The sequence below is a fragment of the Haloterrigena turkmenica DSM 5511 genome, from assembly GCF_000025325.1.
GTDB classification, from domain to species: domain Archaea; phylum Halobacteriota; class Halobacteria; order Halobacteriales; family Natrialbaceae; genus Haloterrigena; species Haloterrigena turkmenica.
The window spans coordinates 1,290,577-1,315,062 of sequence record NC_013743.1; the positions used below are offsets into that span (position 1 = coordinate 1,290,577).

At 59.0% G+C, this 24,486-nt stretch carries 22 protein-coding genes and 2 pseudogenes; 8 read left to right on the plus strand and 16 right to left on the minus strand.

Annotated elements, in window-relative coordinates; translation table 11 throughout:
• Positions 1 to 2 precede the first annotated feature (2 nt).
• Complete coding sequence (gene pelF, locus HTUR_RS25455) at positions 3 to 1,121, minus strand: GT4 family glycosyltransferase PelF (protein WP_012942428.1); 1,119 nt, start codon at positions 1,119 to 1,121, stop codon at positions 3 to 5.
• Between the two features lie 548 nt (positions 1,122 to 1,669).
• Between pelF and HTUR_RS25460 the strand changes: the two genes are divergently transcribed.
• The 3 genes from HTUR_RS25460 (at position 1,670) to HTUR_RS06095 (ending at position 5,599) form a co-directional block, all read left to right on the plus strand.
• Positions 1,670 to 2,626 carry a lysylphosphatidylglycerol synthase transmembrane domain-containing protein gene (locus HTUR_RS25460; RefSeq protein WP_187291472.1) on the plus strand — a complete coding sequence of 319 codons (957 nt, stop codon included), beginning with the start codon at positions 1,670 to 1,672 and terminating at the stop codon, positions 2,624 to 2,626.
• A gap of 4 nt (positions 2,627 to 2,630) precedes the next feature.
• A complete protein-coding gene (locus HTUR_RS06090; RefSeq protein WP_012942430.1) occupies positions 2,631 to 4,565 on the plus strand; it encodes a hypothetical protein in 1,935 nt (644 codons plus the stop codon).
• Positions 4,566 to 5,002: 437 nt separating this feature from the next.
• On the plus strand, positions 5,003 to 5,599 hold the full coding sequence (locus HTUR_RS06095) for a GNAT family N-acetyltransferase (RefSeq protein ID WP_012942431.1): 597 nt from the start codon (positions 5,003 to 5,005) through the stop codon (positions 5,597 to 5,599).
• 105 nt (positions 5,600 to 5,704) lie between these two features.
• Here the strand turns inward: HTUR_RS06095 and HTUR_RS06100 are convergent, their stop codons facing one another.
• Positions 5,705 to 6,220, minus strand: a complete 516-nt coding sequence (locus HTUR_RS06100) for a metal-dependent hydrolase (RefSeq protein WP_226377484.1) — start codon at positions 6,218 to 6,220, stop codon at positions 5,705 to 5,707.
• A 5-nt stretch (positions 6,221 to 6,225) separates the two neighbouring features.
• Positions 6,226 to 6,798, minus strand: a complete 573-nt coding sequence (locus tag HTUR_RS06105) for a hypothetical protein (protein WP_148225323.1) — start codon at positions 6,796 to 6,798, stop codon at positions 6,226 to 6,228.
• A 381-nt stretch (positions 6,799 to 7,179) separates the two neighbouring features.
• Here HTUR_RS06105 and HTUR_RS28640 point away from each other — a divergent pair.
• A pseudogene (locus tag HTUR_RS28640) lies at positions 7,180 to 7,400 on the plus strand (glycosyltransferase); the annotation flags it as partial.
• A 229-nt stretch (positions 7,401 to 7,629) separates the two neighbouring features.
• On the opposite strand, the gene HTUR_RS06110 reads toward HTUR_RS28640, so the two are convergent.
• From HTUR_RS06110 to HTUR_RS25470, 4 genes and pseudogenes are all read right to left on the minus strand, one after another.
• Entirely contained in the window at positions 7,630 to 8,250 is a 621-nt protein-coding gene (locus HTUR_RS06110; RefSeq protein WP_049941839.1) for a metal-dependent hydrolase, read from the minus strand.
• 1,334 nt (positions 8,251 to 9,584) lie between these two features.
• On the minus strand, positions 9,585 to 10,814 hold the full coding sequence (locus tag HTUR_RS06115) for an RNA-guided endonuclease TnpB family protein (protein ID WP_012942436.1): 1,230 nt from the start codon (positions 10,812 to 10,814) through the stop codon (positions 9,585 to 9,587).
• 41 nt (positions 10,815 to 10,855) lie between these two features.
• Positions 10,856 to 10,924 (minus strand): annotated as a pseudogene (locus tag HTUR_RS26650) (IS200/IS605 family transposase); the annotation flags it as partial.
• 42 nt (positions 10,925 to 10,966) lie between these two features.
• Positions 10,967 to 11,371: a hypothetical protein gene (locus HTUR_RS25470; protein WP_012942437.1), complete on the minus strand. Its 405-nt coding sequence runs from the start codon at positions 11,369 to 11,371 to the stop codon at positions 10,967 to 10,969.
• A gap of 342 nt (positions 11,372 to 11,713) precedes the next feature.
• Between HTUR_RS25470 and HTUR_RS06120 the strand changes: the two genes are divergently transcribed.
• On the plus strand, positions 11,714 to 11,950 hold the full coding sequence (locus tag HTUR_RS06120; protein WP_012942438.1) for a hypothetical protein: 237 nt from the start codon (positions 11,714 to 11,716) through the stop codon (positions 11,948 to 11,950).
• A 162-nt stretch (positions 11,951 to 12,112) separates the two neighbouring features.
• Here the strand turns inward: HTUR_RS06120 and HTUR_RS06125 are convergent, their stop codons facing one another.
• The 3 genes from HTUR_RS06125 to HTUR_RS27270 all read right to left on the minus strand — a co-directional run bounded on the left by HTUR_RS06125 (position 12,113) and on the right by HTUR_RS27270 (position 14,393).
• Entirely contained in the window at positions 12,113 to 13,657 is a 1,545-nt protein-coding gene (locus HTUR_RS06125) for a terminase large subunit domain-containing protein (RefSeq protein ID WP_012942439.1), read from the minus strand.
• Positions 13,657 to 13,917 carry a hypothetical protein gene (locus HTUR_RS06130; RefSeq protein WP_012942440.1) on the minus strand — a complete coding sequence of 87 codons (261 nt, stop codon included), beginning with the start codon at positions 13,915 to 13,917 and terminating at the stop codon, positions 13,657 to 13,659. Before HTUR_RS06130 ends, HTUR_RS06125 begins: the two co-directional genes overlap by 1 nt.
• Positions 13,918 to 14,099: 182 nt before the next feature.
• Positions 14,100 to 14,393, minus strand: coding sequence for a hypothetical protein (locus HTUR_RS27270; protein WP_187291473.1), 294 nt, complete (start codon positions 14,391 to 14,393; stop codon positions 14,100 to 14,102).
• Positions 14,394 to 14,728: 335 nt separating this feature from the next.
• Here HTUR_RS27270 and HTUR_RS06140 point away from each other — a divergent pair, with 335 nt between their 5' ends.
• Positions 14,729 to 15,337, plus strand: coding sequence for an HTH domain-containing protein (locus HTUR_RS06140; protein ID WP_012942442.1), 609 nt, complete (start codon positions 14,729 to 14,731; stop codon positions 15,335 to 15,337).
• Between the two features lie 418 nt (positions 15,338 to 15,755).
• Here HTUR_RS06140 and HTUR_RS06145 read toward each other — a convergent pair whose 3' ends face one another.
• Positions 15,756 to 16,178: a response regulator gene (locus HTUR_RS06145; RefSeq protein ID WP_012942443.1), complete on the minus strand. Its 423-nt coding sequence runs from the start codon at positions 16,176 to 16,178 to the stop codon at positions 15,756 to 15,758.
• Between the two features lie 896 nt (positions 16,179 to 17,074).
• Here HTUR_RS06145 and HTUR_RS06150 point away from each other — a divergent pair.
• Positions 17,075 to 17,269 (plus strand): hypothetical protein, encoded by a 195-nt coding sequence (locus tag HTUR_RS06150; RefSeq protein ID WP_049941632.1) that lies wholly within the window; start codon positions 17,075 to 17,077, stop codon positions 17,267 to 17,269.
• Positions 17,270 to 17,678: 409 nt separating this feature from the next.
• On the opposite strand, the gene HTUR_RS06155 is transcribed toward HTUR_RS06150, so the two are convergent.
• The 5 genes from HTUR_RS06155 to HTUR_RS06180 all read right to left on the minus strand — a co-directional run bounded on the left by HTUR_RS06155 (position 17,679) and on the right by HTUR_RS06180 (position 22,112).
• Positions 17,679 to 18,347: a helix-turn-helix domain-containing protein gene (locus HTUR_RS06155; RefSeq protein ID WP_012942445.1), complete on the minus strand. Its 669-nt coding sequence runs from the start codon at positions 18,345 to 18,347 to the stop codon at positions 17,679 to 17,681.
• 175 nt (positions 18,348 to 18,522) lie between these two features.
• Positions 18,523 to 18,978: a DUF7344 domain-containing protein gene (locus tag HTUR_RS28785; RefSeq protein WP_449271833.1), complete on the minus strand. Its 456-nt coding sequence runs from the start codon at positions 18,976 to 18,978 to the stop codon at positions 18,523 to 18,525.
• 232 nt (positions 18,979 to 19,210) lie between these two features.
• Entirely contained in the window at positions 19,211 to 19,642 is a 432-nt protein-coding gene (locus HTUR_RS06165; RefSeq protein WP_012942447.1) for a VOC family protein, read from the minus strand.
• Between the two features lie 765 nt (positions 19,643 to 20,407).
• Positions 20,408 to 20,809 (minus strand): hypothetical protein, encoded by a 402-nt coding sequence (locus tag HTUR_RS06175; protein WP_012942449.1) that lies wholly within the window; start codon positions 20,807 to 20,809, stop codon positions 20,408 to 20,410.
• Between the two features lie 82 nt (positions 20,810 to 20,891).
• A complete protein-coding gene (locus HTUR_RS06180) occupies positions 20,892 to 22,112 on the minus strand; it encodes a Cdc6/Cdc18 family protein (RefSeq protein ID WP_012942450.1) in 1,221 nt (406 codons plus the stop codon).
• Positions 22,113 to 24,216: 2,104 nt separating this feature from the next.
• Between HTUR_RS06180 and HTUR_RS06185 the strand changes: the two genes are divergently transcribed.
• Positions 24,217 to 24,447, plus strand: coding sequence for a DUF7331 family protein (locus HTUR_RS06185; protein ID WP_012942451.1), 231 nt, complete (start codon positions 24,217 to 24,219; stop codon positions 24,445 to 24,447).
• Positions 24,448 to 24,486 lie beyond the last annotated feature (39 nt).

Genomic DNA, 24,486 nt, shown 5'->3' on the forward strand with positions numbered 1-24,486 from the left:
ATTCAACTATTACTGTTCCATAATTTCTGATAGAGTGTCCAGTAGTCATCACACATTGTTTCCATAGAATAGTTTGCTATTACATTAGATCGAACGCGCTGACAAATATCCTCAGTATTTGCCGAAACTGCATCAATCGCGCGAGCGAGCGCTTCGGAGTTGTTCGGTGGAACTGTTTCTCCGGCTTTGACGAGCTCTGAGGCACTACCGACGTCCGTCGAAATCACCGGTAAACCACAGGCTTGCGCTTCTAACAACACTGTCGGTTGCCCCTCTGACAGTGATGAAAGGACGAATATGTCGTGGCTTCGATAGTAAGGGAGGACGTTTTCTTGATACCCTTCAAACGTAACGAGATCATCAATACCTAATTCGACGCAGCGACTTTCATATTCGTCTCGTTTCGTTCCATCCCCGACGATCGTCAAGTGGTACGCTTCTTCGCTTTCCAAAGACAGCAATTTCATGGCATTAAGAAGTGTCGGAACGCCCTTTACTGGATCCAACCTACCGACGAACAGGAGCTCAGTTACCTCACTATCCGCCCGTGACTCGTCTCGAGAAGGAGTGAAATTCTCTGTGTCGATTCCGTTCGGAATTACCGATAGTTTGTCTGCTTCGGCATATGGTTTTAGCGGATCAAGCAAATAATCACCGAGGGCTACAACGTGGTCGGCTGCTTCGAACGTTGCTCTGCCTAATGTAGCTGTATAACAACGCCCGATGAAATCGACTGGGCGACTGCCCGATGTCCAATTGACTCCTGGGAGCGAATCAACCGTCACTACGGAGGGCGTAGAAAGGCGCCGTGATTCGATAACTGCGGCTGCACACACAGGGTAAAAATAGCTATATACATGAACAATATCTGACTTCTTTACTAGTGCGGAAAGCTGTCGTAAAAATGATGGGGTTGGTAGTGTATATCGGACGCCCGGAACATACATCGCATTATAATACCTATAGTCTACGTTCGGAGCTTCTGAAGCCATTTCTTCACTATCCGATGGAGTTAAAATTGTTATATTTGCTTTTGTCGTTAATCCTCTACTGAGAGATTGAATCCCTGTTCGAACTTGCTTTGTCGGATTAACATAAACTATGGACGGTTTGGAGGTCATATTTCAGAATACTATAGCATTGGCCATATATGTCACGAAGTCACTAAGAGGATTAAAAAGTCATACTAGTACGAGAAGTAAATGAAGAGTTGAAAAATATAGAGGTTCTATGAATTTGAAAGCTATTCTTTCAATTTAATTACGAGGGTCTGTCCCAGTTCCGTACGTTCTCTGGTTCGAGAGCGGTATAAGTTGGGATATCGATACCGAAAACTGAAATAGAAAAAGGGGACTTCAACGCCAAGATACGTTCGATGACGGGACAAATACATGGGACATACATACCGCAAACTGTGAGTGGAACATTGATACTAGTGTCTAGGGAGTACTTTGGATAGATAAATCATTCTCGTGGCCCATCGTCAAATTCAAGTTTTGGATTGTTGTTCTCTATATCATGACACCGACAGGGAGCGTCGAAACAAAAGAGGAAATCGTAGCTACCAATATTCTGCTTTTCTAGAGATCATGTTGGGAATATATGATAAAATACCGTCTATCATTGAGCGGTTTAACGGCAAGATAGTACTTTGATGTCTACCAGTTGGATGACATCAAACAAATTAAAATCTGTATCAAAAGCATTGGTCTCGCTTGGGATCCTCGCTTACCTTCTCTGGCAGATCCCTGTTCAAGAGGTAGTGGCTACTATCCCTAGATTAGGGATTATCCCCGCCGCAGCGCTCTCAGGGCTCCTTGCTCTTGAGGTGTTTCTGTCTACACTCTCGATCTTCATTCTCACGACTTACTACACGGATTTAACCTTCTATCGAATGTTTAAAATCGATGCAGCGAATTTCATTGCGAACGTATTTATTCCCTCTCGTCTCGGATCTGTTATATCAATGCCTGTCCTAATTGATCGGTACACAAGTGCAAATAAGGCGGAAGGCGCGGTTATCCAAACGACCCAGATGGTGATCGTGACGCTAATCACGGGCGGAACTGCGGGGATTGGATGGCTAATCTTTCAAGATATACTCTCCACTGAGATGAGCCTTACACTCGCGCTCTGTGTAGCATTATATCTCGGTTTCCCGGTTGCGGTCGTCACAGGTATCCTCTTGTCGGATATAAATATAGTACAACAACACATCATTTCACGTCTCCCCATCCCTGAAGTTCAGCAGGGAACCCGAATAGATCCACGCCGACTTCTTGCCTCAAGTGGCTGCCTAATCGCGGCGCGCGTGATCTTGGCTGGTGCTCGTCTGTGGATTCTCTCGATTGTATTCGGCCTTGATTTGGGACTTCTTGAGATGCTATTTATTCCTGTCCTGATGTATTCTGTGACTGTCTTACCGATCTCGCTCGGCGGGATAGGGGTTGCAGAAGCATCTGGAACCGCTGTTATAAGCGCGCTAGGAGTGCCAGTCGCAGTCGCAGCGACCGTCATATTCATCGATCGAATTTTCACGACATATTTACCGTTAGTGGGATTCTATGCATATGTAAACCTCACTGGCCTTCCAGATCGAGTCGTAGACAACAATACAACAAGATAATAGTATGAAAATGGCACCCGAAAAATGGCTCCAAACGCTCCTTCAGAAGGCGTCTTGGCCGATTTTCTTCGTTCTTGTCATCGCCGTTGTTGGGCTTTGGATACTCGGCGTATATCTCCAACTCCCAATTGCGCTTGGGTTCTTGGCAGGGACAGTAGTAGCTATAGTTAATCGATATCGAGACCCCTTACACGATCATCCTGCATACAATTGGGGCTTCCCGACTACTACCTCAATTAAACTGGGTTATCTAATATTTCTCTGGTTGTTCATCGCAGCCGCCGTCTCACTTCGAGTAACGATCTATACTAAACCAGTCGCTTATTATTTGTTCGTCGCAGTTGCGGCCTCTCTGTTAGTTGTTTTACCGAAGTATGGGAAATTGCGACTCCCCTGGTTCTGTTGTGTTATCGGGCTGGGAGCAATCGTATTCCTCTCTAATCAGATGGTCTATCCGTTTGGATTTGGCGGTGCTGATTCATATTATCATATCTCACAAATGGTTCAGCCAATCCTGGAGAACGGGACGGTTCCACAGGGAACTAATTACAGCTCATATGCTCTACATCATATTTTTGTGGTCTCCAGTAGCCTCTTCCTCGATATTCCGGGGAAACAGATGTATTACTACTCCCTGGGGATCGTGATGCTAATCAGCGGGATTTGGGTATTTCTGTTCGTCCGGACCGTTCTGTACGAACGGAAGTGGGCAGCAGCTCCAGAATACTGGGCCAGCCTTGCGCTTGTCGTCTTCGTCAGCTCCGATTTCATCAACCGCTACACGAACAACGGAAACCATCTTACCTATACCGGGCTTTTCATCGTAATGATACTCACTCTGAGCTACATCCTCGTCTGGTCCCGAAATATCGAGAAACCGTTCCAAGTACGAGTGGCCGGCACAGTCTTTTTTCTCTTTGCGACCATCACCGTCACCCACCATTATTCGGTCGCGATTCTTCTGTTCCTCCTTTTTCCGCTTCTTCTCGTAGCACCGCGGATGAGGCAGGGACGACGTATACTGATTGCGTTTAGCGTGATAGTTTTTATTCAGTGGACATACAACGCGACTACATATGGCCTTGAGTTAGTGATTGCAAATATCATTCCGCTCTTCATCGGCTTCGATATCGCGAGCCCTACAGGAGCATCAATGGATCAGCCGATATGGCTCATTGCGTATACCACACTCGGAATTTCGATCGCCTTCGCCATCGTACAAATCGGCATTCTTGATCGTTTAGAAGCCAATATACCGCTTCGGGAAAAAGTATTCCCAGTGCTTTGCTACGCATTTTTAGCCCTGATGGCTGTCGGCGTAATCCTCGGAATCCAGGGGATGTCTCCAAATCGGATGTTGTTTTTCTCGCTTCTCACGTTCGTCCCTCTGTTTTTCGTTCTAGGTATCCGCTCACTTCAGTTCCGTCGTCCACAATTAGTCACTGCTGGATTAATCCTTATCATCGCATTTTTTGCACTCTCAGGACTCACTCCAAGCATCGAGACGAGCCCAGTCAGTGATGACGTATCACACAACAAGAAGTTTGAAACATATGAAGAAAGTGAGATAGTTGACTGGTACCGGGCACATCAGCCCGGAAATCAACCAACTTACGCCAGCCGATCGTTTGTAGAGTACGATTCTGGAACAGTAATGTTTCGGGCACATTTAGAGGATTCTCAGATAGGGGCGGAGCCGGTGCCATTGGCAGCTACGGGCGAACACTATTTACAGGAAAATATGACAGATAGCATTCTACTCTACAGCGAATATGATGAGCGAATAGGATATCGGCCAGGATTGGAGGAAAGTCGTCGATTCGGAGAAGGGGAATACGCAACTCATGCTCAAGAGAGCGTTACCGCTCTAGAGACCAATAACCGAATATACGATTCCGGTGTCACGAGGTCATATCGTGTCAATAAGACTATCAACTAGACTAGTATAGGTTGAAGACGCAGACGACAATTGTTTCACATTGCTATTAAAGATTATAGTTTTGTCATCAATGCGGCATATTTATTTGGAATTCCGCGCTCGAGAGCGTACCTGACCCACAGCGGACCCACCAGCCGGACGCCGCGTGCGGCCGTGCATCGGATTTGGTAGTCGTGGGTGCCATTTCTCGAGCGGTCCGCAGCAGCCAGGAGCGAGACGGTCCTGAGCGTTCATCCGGCAATGACGGGTGTCCACGGGATCGGTATTTAGGGCAGCACTGAATCCGGGATCGCTTCGACCGGGCACGGAACGGATTCACCTCGGGCACGGCCCGATTGGCGATACTCGTTCATCGGCAGCTATAAACTACCGGGACCATCGCTGTAATTGATAACTAGTTCCGTTCGTTATCCCGATCGATCTCGACTAGCGGACCGATGTTCCCGCGCGAACTCGAGACCGACCGATTGCGCCTCGAGCGACTCAGCCACGAGACGATCGACCTGGAGTCGTACTATCGGGCGTGTTCGGTTCACGAACCGGGGATCGAGGAGGTCGTCGAGTACGTCCCCGGGTTCGAACCGCATCGTCACCCGAAGGAGACGCGGGACTTCGTCGACCGTGCCGAACGACAGTGGGACGACGGGGAACGCGCCGAGTACATCGTTCGGCCCCGCGAGGGGGAGTCAGGGGCGGGCGATATCGCGGGCGGCACGCGGTTAGACATTGACTGGGACAAACGGACGGCGGATCTGGGTATCTGGCTCCGAACGGCGTTCTGGGGGCGCGGCTACGCCGGCGAGCGAGCCCGTGCCTTCCTCGAGGTCGCCTTCGAGCGGTTGGACCTCGAGTTGGTCCAAGCCGTCTGTCTCGACGGCAACGAACGGTCCAGACGGGCGATCGAGAAGTACGTCGCCGAGTTCGGCGGCACCTACGAGGGACGCCTGCGAAACTGGATGGTCGGAAGCGACGGCGCACCGGTCGACTGCCATCGGTACACGATCCGCGCCGACGAGTATTTCGAACACCGGTGACCCATGGCTAGCACGGTTGGCGGAGTGGCGACGGCATCGTATTTCTTCTGATCGACTTCTCGGGTCCGTCTTGACGGCGCTCCGACGACGAACGCGCGAACCGGATCAGCCGTCGGTTCGGACCGCCGATTCTGCCTCGAGCGAGCGCCGTCGAACGACCGACTGAACACCGAGGGCGACCGCAATCCCGATGGGGACGATCCACCCGTCGCCGCTCTTGTAGAGTCCGGGGAGTGCGATTTCGGCGTCGGTGAGCGGCCACAGGTAGGGAAACGTTCCAGCGGGCGGAATCAAGAACATGTCGAGCACGAAGTGCGAGCCGATGCCGAGCGTGAGCGATAGTGCGACCGGCCGTCGGTACGCCGGACGGACGACCAGCGAGGCGACGAGGATCGCCAGCGTCCCCCCGCCGACCGTGTGAATCGGCTGCCACGAGAACGGGACGCCGAGCACTGCTTCCACGGTCTCGGGGGAAATCACCCGCCCGAGTTTGGCAAGATCGGGAATCATCGCACCGGCCATCGCGACGGTCGTCAGCCGCGGCGTGATCCACTCGTACCGAAGAGAGAGCGCCGTCGCGAGAGCATAGGCGATCAGGACGTGTGTCAATGCGTCCGGCACGCGGATCACTCCCGAGAACGCGATCGCCGCTCCCGGAACCGCGTCGGCTGAGGAACCATCTTCTCGCCGGAACTAACCGGCACGGTCTGCCGTGGTTCGAGCGCCAGCACACTGGCCTCGATCCGCCAACCGACGAGGGCTCGAGCGGCAACGAGCACTGCGCCGACGAGCGAGATGACGTAGAGAAACCGCAGGCCGCCGATATGAATCGCCTCACTCCGATCATCAGGTGCGAATAGTGCGTTTGCGGGGATGGAATCACCGACAACGGCTGCGGTCATCGTTGATTCTGCCGTAGAGGACCCGCCGACTGACGCCGGACCCCCGCTGCGATACTCGCTCCCGGGATCGAGATTCACGTCCTGAAACATCCCGATCTCGTCAATCGTCACCGAGTCCCCTGCCACCGCCGCATCGAGTGTCCAGCCAGTACCACCAAGCACGAACAGTCCGAAGAGCCCGACGAGCAGTACTCCGATCCCGAAACAGCGGCCGAGTAGACTGGCTAACATGCTCGAAAGTGAGTACGATATCGAGATAATAGTCGGGAGAATATCATCTCTCGAGTCGACTCGCAACTCGAGACTCGAATCGAACGCCGTGTCGGCACTCGACTCGATCTCTAAAAGTCGATCCCGGACCACCGACGGACGACTCACCGGATGAGTTGACAGTAACGTTGATTGATAGTACGTTCGCATACGACTACATGGTTCGCTATCCGGAGGGACGCTGTACGATCTGTGGTGAACGGGAGTTCGCTCGAGCCAGCGGCGGAGCGTGGTGTCCGAACTGCGACACGCCGCGTTTGATCGACGAAATGCAAGTCGGACCTGATCGCTGATCCGAGGCTCTACCGAAGCTTCGAATGTCCCAGTGTTTCAGTAGTCCAATACACAGTCCACGCGCATCTCGGACCCAATCAAACCACCGTGGGTGGGACTAAAAGGGGCGACAGGCTCGAGGAGTACGACGATGTCCTCGCACACATGCGCGCGGCGGACGTCTTCGCCTCCCGTCCACCCGCGAAGGCTTCGGCATCCCGTTCGCGGAGGCGATGGCTGCGGATTATACCGTCATCGCAGCGGCCCATCCCGAGTCCGCCGCTTCCGAAGTGATCGCCGACGCGGGCTTCCTCGCGTCACCGACGGTCGACGACGTAACCGATGCCCTCGAGCGCACCACTGACTACCTCGGCAGTTGCCTGGTCGCTGTCGACGCCACTAGATGACATGCGGTGTGATCCCGAGACGGACGCTGGATTCGAACGAAGTAAGAGCGAATCACCGCTGGGTCCGACGCTGGACCGACTACACCCGCCGCCTCGCGACACATCGAGAGCCGTCGCTCGAGCAGGACGAAGTGACTCGTACGGGAAGTGTCCCGCACCCGACCGCGGGCACACCGATTCAGGACCGCCCACGGCGGCCCCTTGCGCGGATGGCGGTAAGCACCATTCGAACACCCCACCGCAGTTCTTGGCCGCCCGGGCGCCCATCAGACAGCCAGACGACGCCCGCTAACCCGACGAGTCCGAGCCTGCCGAGGACCGCAAGCGTAGGGTCGCCCGCAGCTACCGACGGATAGGCGCCGACCACGGTCGTACTGGTGTGTGCGACCGCACCGGTGGCTGAGGCGGTCGTGTCGGCCGCCGACTCGTAGGGAACGACCGGCCAGCCGACGCTCGCGAGCTGCAGCGACCCGTCCGCAGACAGGGGGATGACATCGGCTACCAGATGTGAGAGGGTGCCGACCGCGAACGCGGTCCCCAGCGGGCCCCGACCGTGGCGGCGGGCGAGCACACGGGCGACGAGGGCGAGCGGGACAGCGACGAACAGCGAGTGAGCGACCGCCCGGCCACTCGCGACGAGTCCGACCTGCCAGGCTAGGGGTTTGTCGATCAGATCCGGGAACTGGGAGGCAGTGAGGACGACGAGAACGGCCCACCCGGCGGGCGCTGTCCCCGTACGCCACCGCGCGTAGACCGTGTAGCAGAGATACGCGACCGCGGCGTGTTCCCACGGGTACATGGAGTGGCAGTTACCCCCCGCCCACTTAGAGATGGCGACCGTGGACATTCCGGTGTCACGCGAGCGCGCCAGCCCCGGCCCGAGCCCTTCTGTCGCCGAGTGCTGCTTCCACGGCGCGTCTCGACGCTAGAGCGAAACGGTCGCCACCGTTAATTGTGGGGCTCCCCCCGGAGCACGTAGCGGGCCGTAGCGTCGCCTGCGGCTACGAGCCGGGGGTCGTGCTCGTGCCGTCGACTCGAGCGCGGAAAGGCACCTGCACGACGCCAGGGCGGTAGCCAGCCGACCGCGCGAAACTCGTGGGAAGTGTGCGGGGAGAGATCGACCACGACCTCGGCCATTCGCCTCCGCTGAAGCTAGTTATAACCAATTAATATATTAATTCTGGTGGTTAACTAGTCGACGCGTGTCTAGCACGCCGCGGGGGACCGATGCATCTAGCATCCGCCTCCGTGCCACACGCCGTGCTCACTGAGCGCGGGAGTCACCTTGGGGGAGACTCTTGGAGAACTGAAGCGTGCAGTTTGTAGACGGAATATCACGTTTCTCCATTCCAATAGTAAGTAAATCTCTTGAAAATCACCCACAGATCTTTAGTTGCTCGCAAGATCGGAACTGATGCGGTGGGAGGTGCCTCTGACAGTCCTTTCCCGGCCGTACCTACTCTTGGAACTAGATCGCCGGATATTGCTATGTACGTACGGGGAGTTCACAGACCGGCCCCTTCAAGCGGAAGACGACGATCCGTCTTGGCAACGACGTTCCGTGGGGTAGCGGCCGTAACGAGCGAGGTAGGGCTCGGACATCGTTCTGACTCCGCGAGCAGCTTCGTTGCGCTTGCTGACCGAGAAGTCCGTACACCCGTTCCAGCGGGCTTGCTGGTCTCGGCAGTGGCGATGGGGCGCGTCACAGGGGGCGGGTGCAGCCACTGGTGAAGGCGGACAGCGCCGCCACTGCCGGCAGCCGTCGCAGGCTAGTGGCCGCAGCGACGTAGTTCCAAGAGTCCCCAGCAGAGAAGCGCCCAGTGAAATCGCAATCCAGACGCTTCCGGAGACTCTACGGCTACCTCGACGACCATCCTAATACGGATGGTGCTAACTATTATTTCCGATAGCTATAGAATATGAATGGAAGTCCAAAGTCGATCACACTTACCGAAACTCTCGTCAAACGGATGGACTAGTCCCGACGCTAGTACTAGTATTCTGTACTCGCTATCGGTGACATCCTCCTCGCCGGAAACCGAGAGGGAGCGAAGCTCCCTCAAGCAGTCGGGCGTAGCCCGACGACGGCAAGGCTTCCCACACAGTAAGAATACCGGGCTTGCCGGTAAGGTTTTAAGACCGATCATCTCCAAGCGTCATTTGCGTAGGTGTGCTCGGCTTGGGTGGTCTTACGGCGGTGTCACTACCGCTCCCATCCCGAGGCGAGTCATTGCGTTCCGATTTCCAAGGAACGCTCTCTCCCCACGGGTCAACCCTCTGAGCGATGCTTGCAGCTGCACTGATATCCGCTTGGAACGTCGAGACGCGACAGTGGTCGTTCGTACACCGAAGTTCTGCTTGCGTACTTCGCTTTCCGATGTGACTACACTCGTGGCACGTCTGAGACGTGTAACGCGGACTCACGTATTCGACCGGGATACCGACGTCTCTCGCTTTGTCCTCAACACGGCCCTGAAGCCGTGCAAAGGCCCACGCGTGGAGTCGCCGGTTCATGTACTTCCCGTAGTCCAAGTTCTCACGGATGTACGTCAGATTCTCCATCACGATCATCGGGTTCTCGAAAGTGCCAGCGTATTCGACGACCTCGCAACTGGCCTTCTCGAGGATATCCGTAAGCGCGTTTTGGTAGTAGTCGAACCGTTCATCAATGCGCCATTCAGCATCACGTTCTTGTAGTCGCTGAAGCGTGGTCGACATTTCCTTTCGGAGGTGTTTTGTACGCTTACCACTCCAGAGAACGGGTCTTGTCGGTGTACCGCGCTTAAGGCCACAGGCCGTGATCAGCGCAGTCTCACCGATATCAAGCCCGACTGGTGTGGTGTCACCGTCTACCGTCGGTTCTTCAACCGGGTACTCGACGGTAACGTGAAGTGCCCAGTTCTTCCGGTTCTTCTGGAGTTGAATCTGTCCAGCCTTGACGTCCTCGTTGAGGAGATCGTGCCAGAGGTCTTCTTGCTCCGGGTTAATCCGAAGCGGAATCCAGAAGTTCGTCCCTCGTCCCGGTCGCGGTGCCCACCACGTGAATTCGTGCTCACGTTCGCTCGAGTAGTCGAACCTCGCGGCCTGATTTGTGAGCCGGAGCGGGTGTTCATCGTCTAACTCACGGGCGTTATATGTTTTCCGGAGCTTCGGGATGTAGCTGCATAGTGCAGCCTTCGCTTGGTATGGAAGATCGAACGGCGTCACTACTTCAGAGACACCGTTCATCGTATCCGCACCAGAGTCGAACGCGTCTTGCAGCGCCTCACGGTATGTTTTGAGAGTATCTTGTAACTTCTCCTCTTTGTGGGCTGTCGGCGAGACAAGCGTCGCTTCGAGCGTCTTATTCGCTGTAGTAGACATTACTGGTTCTCAATATAATCCATGAGAACGTCGATACTCACTTACCCGGTCGTTGCGAGGAAGTATCCTGGTTGCCAGAACGAATCCTCGAGCGGCTGTTTCACTTCGGGTACTCGCTACGAACCTTTCGTCGGCCACCGGTGGTTCGTTGGTCATGGCGGACCTCCTTCTGTCGGTGGGCTAACCGCTCTGCTCTGCAGTTCCGTGAGACACTGGCGGTGGGTCCGCGCTGTCGGTAGCGTGATCGTCCCGAGACGGCCCCCGACGAGCACCTCCGTCACGCCGAGCGTCGGCGAGCGGATCCTAGCGGGCGCACATCCGAGACAGTACAGCCTCAACACGACCCAATCCGCGGCGTCGGTACAGCGATACGCGTACGCGAACACGATATCGGTCTCGTGGAGCGCCTCGCCACAGCCGATACAGACGGCGCCGTTCGAGCGGGGTCCAACGGGGTGGCCGGCTAACACCGCCTCCGGAGATGCGATGACCGTAGGCTTGTCGTCGCGGACGCTGTCCCTTGGCGCCTGGTGCCGACAGCTATCGTCACCGGGCATCGATCCTGGCCTCCAGGTGACGTGCCGCGTTGAAGCACGCGAAACAGGGGAGTCCGTCCCCCGTCGGGCCGTTACACCAGTCGTGATCGCACGGTTCGTTCACGGAATGTCTTTTATCGGTCGAATTCGTAGTTCTCATTGCTTCTCACTCCCGAGAAGCGCGGTTCGGTGTGCCAGCACCGAGCCACTGTCTTTCCGTGGCACTTCGCGCTTCTCTAAAAGGATCTTCACCAGCCAGCACTATATAGCTTTGTAAAGCAAAGTAGAAAGCAAATTGCAGACGAAGGTGAATTACGAAGGATATTCTACTATGGGGGACGGACGTGAAGTATGGCCTAAGATATGGTCAATGAGCGATATGAACCAACTGAGAACGACGAGCGCGTTTTGAACGCGCTGAAACAAGGGCGTGACAACAACGATCCGTGGGGCCGGGCGAATCCACGATGGTTGATCGACGAAACCGGCCTTGAGAAAGGCAACATCGAGTTTTCCCTCCGGAGTCTTCGCGATGCCGGCTGGATCAAACGTGTCTCACGCGGACTCTACGAGTTCGTCGAGGATCCCCGCGACGCCTAAGACGGCGGTCGGGCAGGGGCCGCGGCCCTACGACCATGCGCTTGGCGGGCCCGGCACCCAGCCCTCACAGGCGCCGAGGTGGGACCGGGGTCGCCGCCAGCCGACGTGGCTCAGACTGTGTGCAATCGACAGCACCGCAGTCGCGCCCAGGCAACGACGTGCCTACCGCCCGGCGACACCCATACAGGCGTAGCGCAGCGCGTCGAGGCAGTGATCCTCGGCGACCGCCTTACCGACGTGGGCTTCCTTGTAGCCGAGGAACTCCCGGATCAGGTGCTGGCAGCGATCAGACACGAGGAGGCCGACTGCGGGCTGCTCGGTAGTCGAGGACTCGGAATTGCCTGTCTCACCCGCACGCCGGGTTTCCCCGTTTGACGACGACACATACGTCGAGTTCGGCATCCCGCCGATGGTCATGATCACCTTCTCTGTGGTGCCCACGTCTAAATTCCCGTCGGCCTCGAGGCGTTTCCGGACTTCGGCGATCCCCTCGTCGATGTCCTTCGTCGCAGCCTCGGCGCGGTAGCCGGCGCGGCGGAATTTGTCGATATGCCCGGGTTCATGATCGCAGTAAACCGACCCGGAGGGCTTGCCGGTCGCCTCGAGCCAGGCGATCGCGTCCTCGACGTGCGATTCGGATTCGTAAAACTCGTCGAGGACGACCAGCTGATCGCGCGGCGTTTTCCCGACTTCCAACAGGATCCGCGGATCGTTCCAGCCGTGGTCGTAGCCGTAGACTCGCCAGTCGGCGATGACGCGGTCGGTGGCCGCAGCGTGGGGGATGACGTGGGTGTCACGGCTGAACTTCGTATAGACCAGCCCCTGGGCAGCCGCAAACCCACCCCGCAGCGCTTGAGCCTCGCGGTCGGTGTCGCCGAACTGGCGCTCGTAGCGCTCGCGCGTGCCGGCGTCGAGATAGGGGTTGTCGAGCGTCGACGCCCGCACGAGCTCGATCGCGAGCCCGATCGGGTCGCCGGTCGAATCCTGGCGCTGTTCGAGGATTTCCCAGGCGTCGTTGTAGCCGTTCCCGGTGAGCGTCCAGCATTGGACCTTCGGCCCGGCGACCCCGCGCAACCGCCCGCCCAGCATCTCCAACAGATCGTGGAGGTCGGTCTCGTAATGGCTGGGCTCGTCGAGCCAGATGGCGCCGAACTCATCGCCGGCGTACCGGTTCCAGCTGTCGGCCGCCCCGAGGACGATCACGGAGCCGTTGGTCAGCGTCAGCCGATGGGCGCCGCGATTGAAGTCGGCGACGATCGGCGAACTCTCGGGGCCGTTGATCGTCCCGGTCCGGAGCGCGGTCCGGGCGCCGGGCAGTTGTTCACAGAGGATACGGAACGTGCTGTCGCGGGCCTTGGTGAAGTCGACGCCCATCGCCAGAAACCGGCTGTCGGGATGGGCCAGCGCCTGGGCGAGCAGCCAGCGGGCGCCGAGGATGGACTTCCCGCTGCCATACCCCGCGAGGAAGGCGACGAGATCGGCGTCGTCACCCTCGAGCGCGTCCAGACATGCGCGCTGGGCGGCCCAGACGTCGTAGGTGAGCGTGGCCGTCTCGGGGTCGTAGGCGATCCCCGTCGGCCGCGCGTCGGGCGCGGCGTCGCGCCAGGCGACCGTCACGTCGGTCGGGGCGTCGTCGTCGGCCCGTCCCAACTGGTGTTTGAGGGCGTCGAGCTCCCGTTCGAGCCCGCGTTTGGTCGGGTCGCGCATCAGGGGTCACCCCCGTCAGCGGCCTTCAGCAGGTCGAGCTCGGCGGCCATCTCGTCGAGATCCTCGTCGTTGAGCAGTTTGCGGTACTGGCCTGCCAGGTACCCCAGCGCGCGAATCCACTTGATCTGGAGTTCCTGTTCGTCGCGCGACGCGGCGTCGTCAAGCTCGATTCGCGCGTGGGTTGTTTCGATCGTCTCGGCGAGGAGGTCGAGGACGTCCTCGCGATCAGTCTTCTCGGTGGAGGGCTGTGTTTGTGTCATCTGCTACGGAGAGTCATCGCCTCTGGCCACCGCGACAGGGGTGGATCGCGTCGGCGGCTGTGATCGGTAGTGGCCGGGGCGAATGACTCATGTGAACACGTTTGTTACCGATCGTGATAAGTGGTAGCAAAGCGGGGTGAAAGTGATCAGTCGATGCCGTCGAAGCAGCAAAATCACGGCGATTATAGCCCAGAACCCAGCAATCGTGCGGGTTTCGTTGCCTGATGAATCGAGTGCGGGGCCGAACGCAGCCGATTCAGCGACGTACGGCTCGATCGCGTCGCGGACCTACTGGGGGCCGAATGCCGGTTCGATCTGTGTGACCGGCCGTCGCAGCCGCGGGCGTCGAGCCAGGTGTCGACGAGCCCCATCGTCTCGAGATCGGTGACGACATCGCGGATGGCGCGCTCGCCGAGTTGCAGTGCGGCGGGATAGTCGTCCCGCTGTAAGTGCTGATGGACGTCGGCCGTCGTCACGGGCTGTTTGATCTCTCCGCCCCGCATCCAGCCCGTGATGCCGGCGAGGATGAGGTAGTGGTTTTCCGGCAGATCGAGCAGCTTGTCGATGGTCGCTTCGCGCTCGGTCGCCTCGAGATTGGCGTCGAGACACGCCTCAGTGGACTACGGAGGATAAGTTTAGCACGACGACAGCGGTTATTTCGCGCTGACACTGGTGGACCAGCCGCTCACTACAGATGCGAACTAAATACGCAAACCGGATCGTTGATTGTCAGAGATACTCATTTTACACCGAACCAATCGTTATCTAGCCACGGACTGTAAGCCTCTTACTTCCCCTTCGTGGGAGCCCCATGAACATTCATACCAACGAACTGACCGTAGAGGTGTACGTCCGTCCGGACGGACTGGTTGAGCCAATCGACACCAAAATCGACGCGCTACACCGGCTCGACGCTGCGGACCAGATCGACAACCTGGTGATACACGCGTGGCCAGCGGCAATCTCGCTCACAGACCACCCCCCCTACAGCGACGCGATCGCTGCGTTTGCACAGATGGAAATGTGGGCCAGTGAACACGGGGGCAGCATCCAACCGCCGTTCAGCGTTCGGACTACCACGTCCGCCTTTACGAACGAAACACAGACCACGCTCCGGACTCCGATGATGGGTCTTGCTGTATACGTTGGAGAGCGATTGGCGAACGTCTTCCCACACTCCCGGGGTGACGATCACCACGGAGTAATGGACGCGATTGCAGCCCTCAGAACGGACGACCTTGAGCTGTTCCCGTACGCCCCTGATTCGGCTGCACCACCCCCGAGCCACTGCCCAGAATGCAATACCCAACTGACGAACGTACAGGGAATCGGTGTATGTCAGTGTTGTGACCAAGTCGAAGTCGGCACCAGACCTCATCACGAGCGAAGTCAGCGGTCGCAGTTTATGCTCCGACCGTGAGCGAAGAACACCCCTTCTCCGGTGACAGTCTCCTAATTGGGGGCTCAATAGCTGCCCTGACTGAACGCTCACCACCTTCGCAAATCGAGCGGAATCGCGTGCTCCAGCCCCGCTGTGTATTCAGCACGGCTCTACCAACACTACCGATAGCTGATAGAAGGACCAGCGTTAGGTTCGCGGACGGCGGTGCTGATCAGCGGCGTTCTCGGCTGGTCCCGTGTTAGTGCAGCAGCTCGAATTTAAACTAATATCCAATCCCCGATAGAACCGGAGAGAGACCGAGAGAGTGGCGTCCTAGTCAGTCGTCATAGCCGGAAATCTGCAATTCGGACTGCGCGACGTAGCCGCTCACAGCAGCAGGATGGGAGACCTCAGCCACTGTCCCTTCCATGATGAGCCAGGCGATCACTCGGGCTGATCAGACGAGTTCCTGCCCGAGAGAGAATTCGTCCACAATCCGGCGGAGGTCGGCTGGCTCGATCGGTTTCAGGACGTACGCATCGGCCCCCGGCTGTTCCGATTGCAGGTCATGGAACTCTGACAGGACCCCTGTGAGCACAACGACGGGAATGTGTTGCAGAGACGCGTCACGCTTGATCGCTTGCAGCACCGTTCTCCCGCTCGTGTTCGGGAAGTACCAATCAAGTAAGATCAGGTTCGGTCGAGGTGCATCGCCATAGTCGCCCCGTCGATGGAGGAAATCTACGGCGTCGTCACCGTCGTTCGCAACGTAGTGCGTCCCATACATGCCGGCTTCCGTAAACATCTCGTGTGTGAGTCGAACGTCCCCTGGATTATCCTCGATTAAAAGAATGTCACCCACATACGTTGGGTCGCTCACACCAGAGCCTTGTGTTGGCTAATTATAAATTTTTGTTTCGCGGCTTCTCGGATTTCAGATTGTTTGTTATATAGGAATGTATGAGGGAATCAGATCAGTATCACACCGATATGTTCGGAGCCGTAGTCGCTGCTCAGTACAGCGGTCGCTATCATGTCTCCGCTTTCCAAGAGTACTCAGAAATCCTGATGAAAATCACCCGAAGGTCTTTAGTTGCTCGCCAAATCGGAACTAATGCGGTGGGAGGTGCCTCTTACACCCATTTCCGACGTACCTTTCCGTCGACGCTTGGATAGAGCGGTGGGATTGCTCTGTACACACGCGAGCGGATCGACCCCTTCGAGCGGAAGACGACGAGCCGTCTCGACGGCGTTCCCCGTGGGGTGGCGGCCGTGACGAGCGTGGTGTTGGTTCGGTCCTGACTCCGCGAGCTGCTTCGTCGCGCTTGCTGACCGCAAAGTCCGTCCACCCGCAGGAGGGGCCGTCGTCCCTCCCGATCGGAACCGGCGCTCGCGCTTCGAATGCTGGGATACCGGGGCCGCACGCTGAACACTGAACGTCCGTGCTCATCGTTCTCACGGGGGCTTTGACCGTCTCTCGTCATAGGGTGGCTCCGAATGCAGAGGGCAGGACAGTAGCACTGCAACCCAGTGGGCGCCCGCCCCTGTCCGTGGCGGGCACCGGGCCGGCGTGACGCGCTCTAGGCCAGAGCGCGGCTCTCGCGGGCGGGCCAGAACTGGCGACCGCCACCACCACGTCTCCGTGACTGGCGCCTGTGACACCGTGTCCCGCCGCCACCAGGGGGGAGCTTACCCCCGGACGGTCGCCCGCGACGCCTGGCACGAGACACCAGCAGCCACCAATATTTATGATCATCGCCAGCGAATACCGTGGTAGTGGCTGACGAACACCGCGCGACCGAGATCACCGCTGCGCAACTGCGGGAGCTCCTCGCGACGATTCAGGAAGTAGACGAGCAACTCCCCGACCCCCTCAGCCTGAACGACGCGATCGCCGAACTCGAGCAGACCCACGAGCTGTATACGCGGCTCGCGCCCCCGAACGGGGAAGGACCCGGCCGCGGGGACTGAGCGCCCGTCCCTGTGAGCCATCCCCCAGCCTGGCCGCCGTTGCTCGACGACAGCTCGTGTGCGTCTGGGGTCGCCGATCACGACCCGCCGGGGCGAAGCCAGCGGTCGCGCCCCGCCCGATTGAGCAGTGGGGAACCGGGCGGGGCAGCGATCGAAGCGGTGGCGGCTGGCGAGGACGCCGGGAGACCGATCCGCGCCGGTGGCGGGCGGGTCCGACCGTCGCAGGGTGACCGGTCCACCGACGACGCGGGGCTGGTCGCCCGCCACGTAGTGCGGGCGACTCGTGTACGGGGGGCTCGCTGCGACCAGCGCCAGCCACCGCGGGAGCGGACCCAACGGACGCCACTCGAGCGGCCAGGCGACCGAGACGGCTGTGGGTACCAGCGATCGGTCGCCGCAAAAGAGGCGCCTACTCGCTCGGTTTTGTCCCAGTGAAGTCGCATCGTGCATCGAACTCGAGCGACGAGGCGACAAGGGTCCGATAGGCGCGACGAAACCGTTCGGAGAGTGCTTGATGTGAGATGTCCAGTTTCGCTGCGAGTTCTTCTAACGAGATCTCCCGCGGGATCTCGAAGTAGCCATAGGTGAGCGCAGCAGTGAGCGCTTCATACTGCGCAGGTGACAGCCCGAGGTCATCGGCAGTGGTCGTTGTGAGTGATCGGATTTGCGTAATCTCAATCTGAATATCACGCGCTGCCAGTCGCTCATAGACACGACTGGCGTTCTCACGGGCCGGAAACCGCAGTCGGATCGTCCACATGCCAGCTCGCGCTGACGCCGCGAGCATCGTACCGCCTTCTTCAGCAACCAGAGAAAAGTTCTCTGCGATTTCGTTTGAAAAGTGGATGGTGTACAACCTCCGCGCTTCGTCACTCGTAATGAGCGAATGGTCTCTGACGGTCCTGTCCTCTCTCAGGGCGGCGTTCAGTGCTGCGCGGTCCGCACCGCTCATCCACATCCCAAACTCATCGGCGGCAATCACTGGCTCGATCTCACAGACGAGTGAGGGAACTGCGTGAAAGGTAGCGCCGAGTGCGGTATCACTGGCTGGAATGCGGAACTCAGCGATCGTTGCCATAGTTCCTCTCCTGATATACTACCACTACTAATAATTCTCAGTGACCGCTCTGAATACTTTATCTATCCTTGTACTGTATAATAGAAAATAAAAGACGTGAGTAGAGACCGAGAGAAGGTACGAGTCGTGCCTATCAAGCCGGCTTCGAGTACCCCCTCTCGGGGACCCGGAGGCTTCAGAGGAACTCCTGCAGTCGTAAGTCCGAGAGGTCATAGGTGAGCGACACGGTGTCGTCGTCGTGAGAATACACGAGGAGGTTCGCGTCTTCCATCCGCGGGAGATGAGAATGATAGAGATCGAGATAGACCTCGTGTTCCTCGTTCCGTGGCAGGTGGTGACGGGACTCGGTATCGTGTTCCAATCGTGCGACTTCGGCAGCTAGATCGGCCAGTGCCATCGGCGTTTGATACCGTTCGAGACAGTACAACGCGAATCGCCGCCGTTCGTGCGAGAGAATCGTCTTCGAAACCGGATGTTCTTCACTGACTTGTGTGGGAGTCTCTATCATATACTGTCTTCTCAGGGGATGCCCTATTATAATATTACTGGACCATACCACCCGATGGAGAGCGACGGATGGAGACTGGGTCTTCCCGGAGTTGCACCAGTGATCACGCGGTGGCTTACACATCCACACTGCCGTCAGGTCGGGTTTGAGCCGCGAGGTCGTCCCCTCTCTCACTCCGTGTGCGACGCCACGAACGCGTCCGCCGTAGGCCTGCTCCGAGGTGGGCCGGCGGTGATGCGTCGGGGCGCGTCTCGATCGAGCGCCACTGGATTGCCTGGCAGCGAATCGGCGCACCGTGGTGAGGCCGTGGCAGCCGGACTGGTGGGCCGGCGCTAAGGCGTCGGTTGCGCCCGAGTCATCCCTCGGTTTCGACGACTTCGATGACGTTCCCGTCGGGATCGCGGAAGAACAGGATCTCGGGACCGAGCTCGATCCGTTGGGGCTGGCTGATGGGGTCGGCGTCTGCGGGCAGCGCCTCGCAGAAGGCCTGGAGATCTGCCACTGCGAACCCGATGTGGACGGCCCCGTGCTGGTTGATCGCCGTCGGGTGGATGTCGTCACCGGCCGGCTCGTATTCGATGAGTTCGATGCGCGTCCCGTCGGTCCCGGCCGTCAGGTGGGCGAAGTGGCCGGTCGCGTCGTCGACATCGATCGCCGTCGCGATCCCCTCGCCGGCGAGCGTGAACTCGTCCACAACCTCGAGACCGAGCGTCTCGCAATAGAACTCGAGGGCCTCGTCCAGGTCCGTGACAACGACGCCAACATGATGTGTGTCACTGATACTCATCACCTGGAGCTACAGTCTCCTCGCATAAAATAGGCAGTTACGGAGAGGCAGGAGAGCTGTCGGATGTGACGTCCCCCAGCTACGACCGCGACGTCGGGCATCTCATCTGCGTCGAAGCGGTCTCTGTCTCCGACGGGCAGGTTGAGCAGTTCGTGATAGAAGTGGCTACCGGTCTCCTCAACGAGGCTCTCGGCGGGCATAGTTGTATTGACGTGGTAATTCTTGCTCGGCCGGTCCCGAGTCCCAGAGCATGTAGAAGGCCAGCACTGCCTGTTGCCACCGTTGATGGGCGGACGCGGCCAGCCAGTGTGCAGCGTCTCGAACCGGTCCCTACTGGGACCGAGTGGAGCTCCTCCCGGTGGTCAGTGCCACGGCGGACAGCACAGCAATGGTGTCGAACCCGAGACGGTATTGGTGGCGGTCGCTGACGCGGTGCTCGTCTCAGCGCGGTCGGCAGTGCTGTTACGGCGGGCTCCTATAGCAGCCGGGGGCACGGTGACTGTGGGCCGATCCGCGTCGTCCTCGCTCCGCACGGTTGCCGTCTCGTCAGCAGTGTCACCGCCTGTCGTAGCCTGCACGAGTGGGTAGCGTGTCCTGTCACTGCCGTCCAGCGTCACGGCTGGGCTGGTTCACTGGTGGTACCCCCTCACTTCTGCTGTCTGGGTGTTCAACGGCGGTGTCACGGATGGAGACCCTTGGGGACGTGCTCCTGAGCGGCCACTACAGGGGTGGTATCAATTTGTTCCGACGCCCCGATTCGACCACTCACCGGTCGTCCATCATTTCACCGACAGTTTTCCCACCAGTGGTGAGCCCCGTTTTGAGATCTGAATCGAGCAGTTGTCGCTCGAAGTTGACCGCCCGGTTGATCTCCTCGCGAATCTTCCGTTCTTGGGTGATATCTTCGGCATCACGCGCCTGGTCCGCGAGTTGGTGGAGTTGTTGGCGGTTTGCTCGCAGTTCCATGAGTAAAGCAACACCGCTCATATCCCGAAACTCGTCCAGCCGTGGCAGCCAGTGGGAAATCGACGTCAGATCCTCGCGAATCGTCTTTTCGTCGACATCGAATTCGGCTGCGACCTCCGAAACAACCTCCTCGTGGGGCTCCCCCCGGAGCACGTAGCGTTCCCAAAGCCGTGTCCGCCGCGCGCGTTCTGATGGCGTCATGATCGTATGCGACCGGTTGCGTGTCGCATTGCGGTATGGGTCGCAGCAAAATAGGTGTTACACAGGGGCTGATCACCGTCGGTCAGTCTGTCTCCAATGTAGCCAAGTATGTCGACTCCGTGACGTATGGCTCGATCACGTCGCGGACCCATCGCGGATCGAACGTCGTCTCGATCTGCTTGACACGGCCCTCAGCCCCGCGGGCGTCGATCCAGGTCTCGACGAGACCCATCGTCTCAAGATCGGTGATGACGTCGCGGATTGCCCGCTCCCCGAGGCGCAGGTCGGCGGGCAGCGCGTCGTCCTGGACGACCTCGTGGATCTCGGCCGTCGTCACGGGTTGTTTGATCTCGGTGCCGCGGGACCAACCCGTCACGCCCGTCAACACCAGAAAGTGGTTTTCCGGCAGGTCGAGCAGCTTGTCGATGGTCGCCTCGCGCTCGGTCGTCTCAAGGTTGGCGTCGATGCAGGCGTCGGTCACGGTCTCGAGGCCCCGGTCGGTCGCCGTCTCACCGGCCTGGCGGAACAGTGTCAGTGCCTTCCGGGCGTCACCCCACCGCCGGGCGGCCTCTCGCACGCCGTAGTCGCGTACGTCTGCCGGGAGCACGCCGTCGCGGAACGCGCGCTCGAGGCGGGGGGCGAGGACTGCCGCCAACGCATCGCTGTCATAGGGCGGGAAGAAGACCTGTTCGTCGCTCATCGCGCTCTCGACGCGGCTATCCAACCGCAGATCGACCTCGAGGAGCTCGTTGCTGATGAGCCAGACCGAGAGCTCGATCCCGCGGGACAGCCGGCCCTCACCCCGAAGCAGCCGGTAGAAAAAGTCGCTGGGATCGTAGTTCGTGTCGTGCTGGACGTGGTCGATCTCGTCGAGCACCAGCACGGTCCACTCGGGGTAGGCCTCAAGGGCCGTCCAAATGCCCGTAAAGACCCCATCCAACCCCTCGTAGGCGCCCTTCTTGGCGCCGGTCAGCGCGAACAGGATTTCGTTAGCCGCGCTGAACAGCGTCCGACACTCCTTGAGGTTGACGTACTCCACTGCAACGTCGTCATGGCGGGCGGCGAACTCCCGGCAGATCCGCCGCGTCGTCAGGGTCTTCCCCGTGCCGGGCGGCCCGTAGATCGAGACCGTCGGCGGCAGATAGCCGTCATGGACGCCGTTGATGAGCGTGGCGAGGGCGCGTTCTTGGCTGTCGCGGGCGGCGATCTCGGCGGGGTCGGCGAGTGGGTCCAGCGCGCGTTTGTTGGCGAAGACGCTGTTGGCGGGCGCCGTCTCGGCGAAGAGGTCGTCGTACTTACTCATACGCTCGCGATTGTCCCTGATAGTGGCGTGCCAGCAAAGAACGTATCGCCCTGGTCTGTACTGGGCATGCGTGGCGCTCGCTGCGCTCCGTACTCGGCAGAGACGTATTGTGAGAAAACCCCTTCGCGATCACCCACTGGGAGCAAGCGGTTCCAGCGGAACTACGAGTGTGTATGTACCACTCTCCCCTGAGGAGCACGACTGGCGGCCGACCATACCCGCCCCGACGGTCTGTCGGACAAATACCAAAGAGGTCCGCACAGACCAGAGTGCCCCCACCGTGGGGAAAGTTGCCGCCGTGGACGCAGACTCGGCCTGACTCCCACCGGTGGAATTCCGCGGCTTCGGTCGCGGGAGGACGCCAAGTCCGCGGACGACCGTGGACGATTGCTATCGAGTTTCTTCGCGAGAGAGAGCCCGCAGCTCGCACGAACGACGCTGATCCACCCGCCGCGAGCGGTTGTTCGTTGGGTTCGGTAGTCGCGGGTCCACCGCCTCGAGCAGTCCTCGGCAGTACCGCGAGCGACGGTCGCGCGTCGTCGACCGTGGACGACGGCTGTCCACGGACGACCGCCGCCGAACCCCGTCCGGGTCCGGGCTCGAGTGGCGCGTCCGATCGCCCCGCGTTCGGAGTCAGTCGCGGGCGAGCGGCGCTGCCGAGTGCGGTCCGCTATCGCCGGTGAGTCCGCGGCCGTCGCCCTCCTACTCGAGCGTGGTGCCGAACCGATCGAATGCCGCCGCTCGAGAGCGGGAGTGCACGCTGTACGGCGCGGGCCGAACGCGCGAAACTCGCGGTGAATACGAAGAGACGGAACGCGAAACCGGGCGTTCTCTTCCTCGCGAAGTGGCTATCGCCAATAGATATATCGCCACTGACGGCCAACCGATCTACGCGTGTCTATCACGCCGCGGGAGAACGGTGCGTCCGGCAGCCGCTCCCGCGCCTCACGCCGCGCTCGCTGAGAGCGGGAGTCACCTTGGGGGGTGACTCTTGGATACCCGACGCGCTCGGTTCACAGACGCTGATCGGTACCGGCGGCCGATATCACGTCGCTTCCTTCCGAGAGTAAGTAGAAACCCTTCTGAAATCCACCCAAAGTACTTTATTCGCCCGCAAAATCGGAGACGATGCGGTGGGAGGTGCCTCTGACAGCCATTTCCTGGCCGTACTTTACTTCCACTCCTGGAACTGGAGAGCCGGGATCGCGATATCCGCACGTGGAGTAGCGGATCGCCCCCTTCGAGCGGAAGCGGACGATACGTAGAAGCGGCGGCAGTATGCGAAACTCTTATGTCACACGGTAACGTATGACACACTGTGGGCGGAGCCACGAGGATTCACCGGACGACTCGATTCGACCGTCCGTACGGGACGGGGGGAATCGAGTGAGGGGTATAACCGAAGATCCCGTAACAGGGAAACGAGGTCGACACCCCCGAGGAGACCAACGCGGCCCGCAACTCGGCCACTACGGTGGTCGAGTGAGAAGGCTCAGTACCGGACCTCGCGTAAGCGAGGTTCGTGAACTGCGAATACCCAGGCCGAAGGGCCGTAGAAACGCGCTCCCGTCCGGATTCAAATCGTGGTCCTCGCCCGTGTGTTATTTTATAGTATTCCATCCCGCTGAGGGAGGCGAGCGAAGAAATCGGTGCAGAGCAGCTCTCACTCGCGTCGTCCAGTGAGTGGTTCCGCTCCGATCGCCCGGTAGCGAGCTGCGTCTCTCCCAGGGTCGCGAACGGACTCGCAGTTGACCAGGCGCCAGTGACACCGCGAAAGGCGAGGGTCCGTTCGTCCGCGACCGATCCACCGGCCACAATGCGACTAGCTGACAGGCAGCGGATCCCGTATCAGCCCCTCGAGCAACCGATATGACTACTACCGAGACCGCGTTCACGGCGGAGCGAACCGGACGGGTACTGGACGTGACCGGGAGAGGCCGGCCGGATACTCCAGCCAATTGTCCCGTGGCCTTCACGGTTCCCGCGGTGTCTCCGTCGGCACGCACCGCTAGTATGACCTAATACAACTATATCCAGATAAAGGGAAGACTTAATACCACATGGTAGTCAGTGACATGCACGGTAGAACACACCGCAAAGACAGATGGGATCGGATGAGACGCCTTCGAAGCAGACGGAAACGGAACAGGCTACTGACGAGCGATCGAGAACGCAGCGGGCACGGAAGCAGCCACAACGCGAACCGTTACCCGCAGTCCCCGACCGGTATGCGACGCTCAGTCTCGCCGAGGACGAGACGTTCGTCTACGACCAGCGAAATCCGGATGCGTGGATTCAATCGGACACGGCCCGCTCGCTCGAGCGAGCGGCGTAACGAACGTCGACCACCCGAACGTGGACCACCGCCTCTAGG

Bases quoted from the DNA above. Each gene is read 5' to 3' on its own strand.
- HTUR_RS06120 (WP_012942438.1), top strand. From the start codon at position 11,714: ATGGTCAATGAGCGATATGAACCAACTGAGAACGACGAGCGCGTTTTG.
- HTUR_RS06185 (WP_012942451.1), top strand. From the start codon at position 24,217: ATGGGATCGGATGAGACGCCTTCGAAGCAGACGGAAACGGAACAGGCT.
- HTUR_RS06095 (WP_012942431.1), top strand. From the start codon at position 5,003: ATGTTCCCGCGCGAACTCGAGACCGACCGATTGCGCCTCGAGCGACTC.
- HTUR_RS28785 (WP_449271833.1), bottom strand. From the start codon at position 18,978: ATGTGTAAGCCACCGCGTGATCACTGGTGCAACTCCGGGAAGACCCAG.
- HTUR_RS25460 (WP_187291472.1), top strand. From the start codon at position 1,670: ATGACATCAAACAAATTAAAATCTGTATCAAAAGCATTGGTCTCGCTT.
- HTUR_RS06175 (WP_012942449.1), bottom strand. From the start codon at position 20,809: ATGACGCCATCAGAACGCGCGCGGCGGACACGGCTTTGGGAACGCTAC.
- HTUR_RS06115 (WP_012942436.1), bottom strand. From the start codon at position 10,814: ATGTCTACTACAGCGAATAAGACGCTCGAAGCGACGCTTGTCTCGCCG.
- pelF (WP_012942428.1), bottom strand. From the start codon at position 1,121: ATGACCTCCAAACCGTCCATAGTTTATGTTAATCCGACAAAGCAAGTT.
- HTUR_RS06180 (WP_012942450.1), bottom strand. From the start codon at position 22,112: ATGAGTAAGTACGACGACCTCTTCGCCGAGACGGCGCCCGCCAACAGC.
- HTUR_RS06110 (WP_049941839.1), bottom strand. From the start codon at position 8,250: ATGTACCCGTGGGAACACGCCGCGGTCGCGTATCTCTGCTACACGGTC.
- HTUR_RS25470 (WP_012942437.1), bottom strand. From the start codon at position 11,371: ATGCCCGGTGACGATAGCTGTCGGCACCAGGCGCCAAGGGACAGCGTC.
- HTUR_RS06165 (WP_012942447.1), bottom strand. From the start codon at position 19,642: ATGAGTATCAGTGACACACATCATGTTGGCGTCGTTGTCACGGACCTG.
- HTUR_RS06090 (WP_012942430.1), top strand. From the start codon at position 2,631: ATGAAAATGGCACCCGAAAAATGGCTCCAAACGCTCCTTCAGAAGGCG.
- HTUR_RS06130 (WP_012942440.1), bottom strand. From the start codon at position 13,917: ATGACACAAACACAGCCCTCCACCGAGAAGACTGATCGCGAGGACGTC.
- HTUR_RS06140 (WP_012942442.1), top strand. From the start codon at position 14,729: ATGAACATTCATACCAACGAACTGACCGTAGAGGTGTACGTCCGTCCG.
- HTUR_RS06125 (WP_012942439.1), bottom strand. From the start codon at position 13,657: ATGCGCGACCCGACCAAACGCGGGCTCGAACGGGAGCTCGACGCCCTC.
- HTUR_RS06155 (WP_012942445.1), bottom strand. From the start codon at position 18,347: ATGGCAACGATCGCTGAGTTCCGCATTCCAGCCAGTGATACCGCACTC.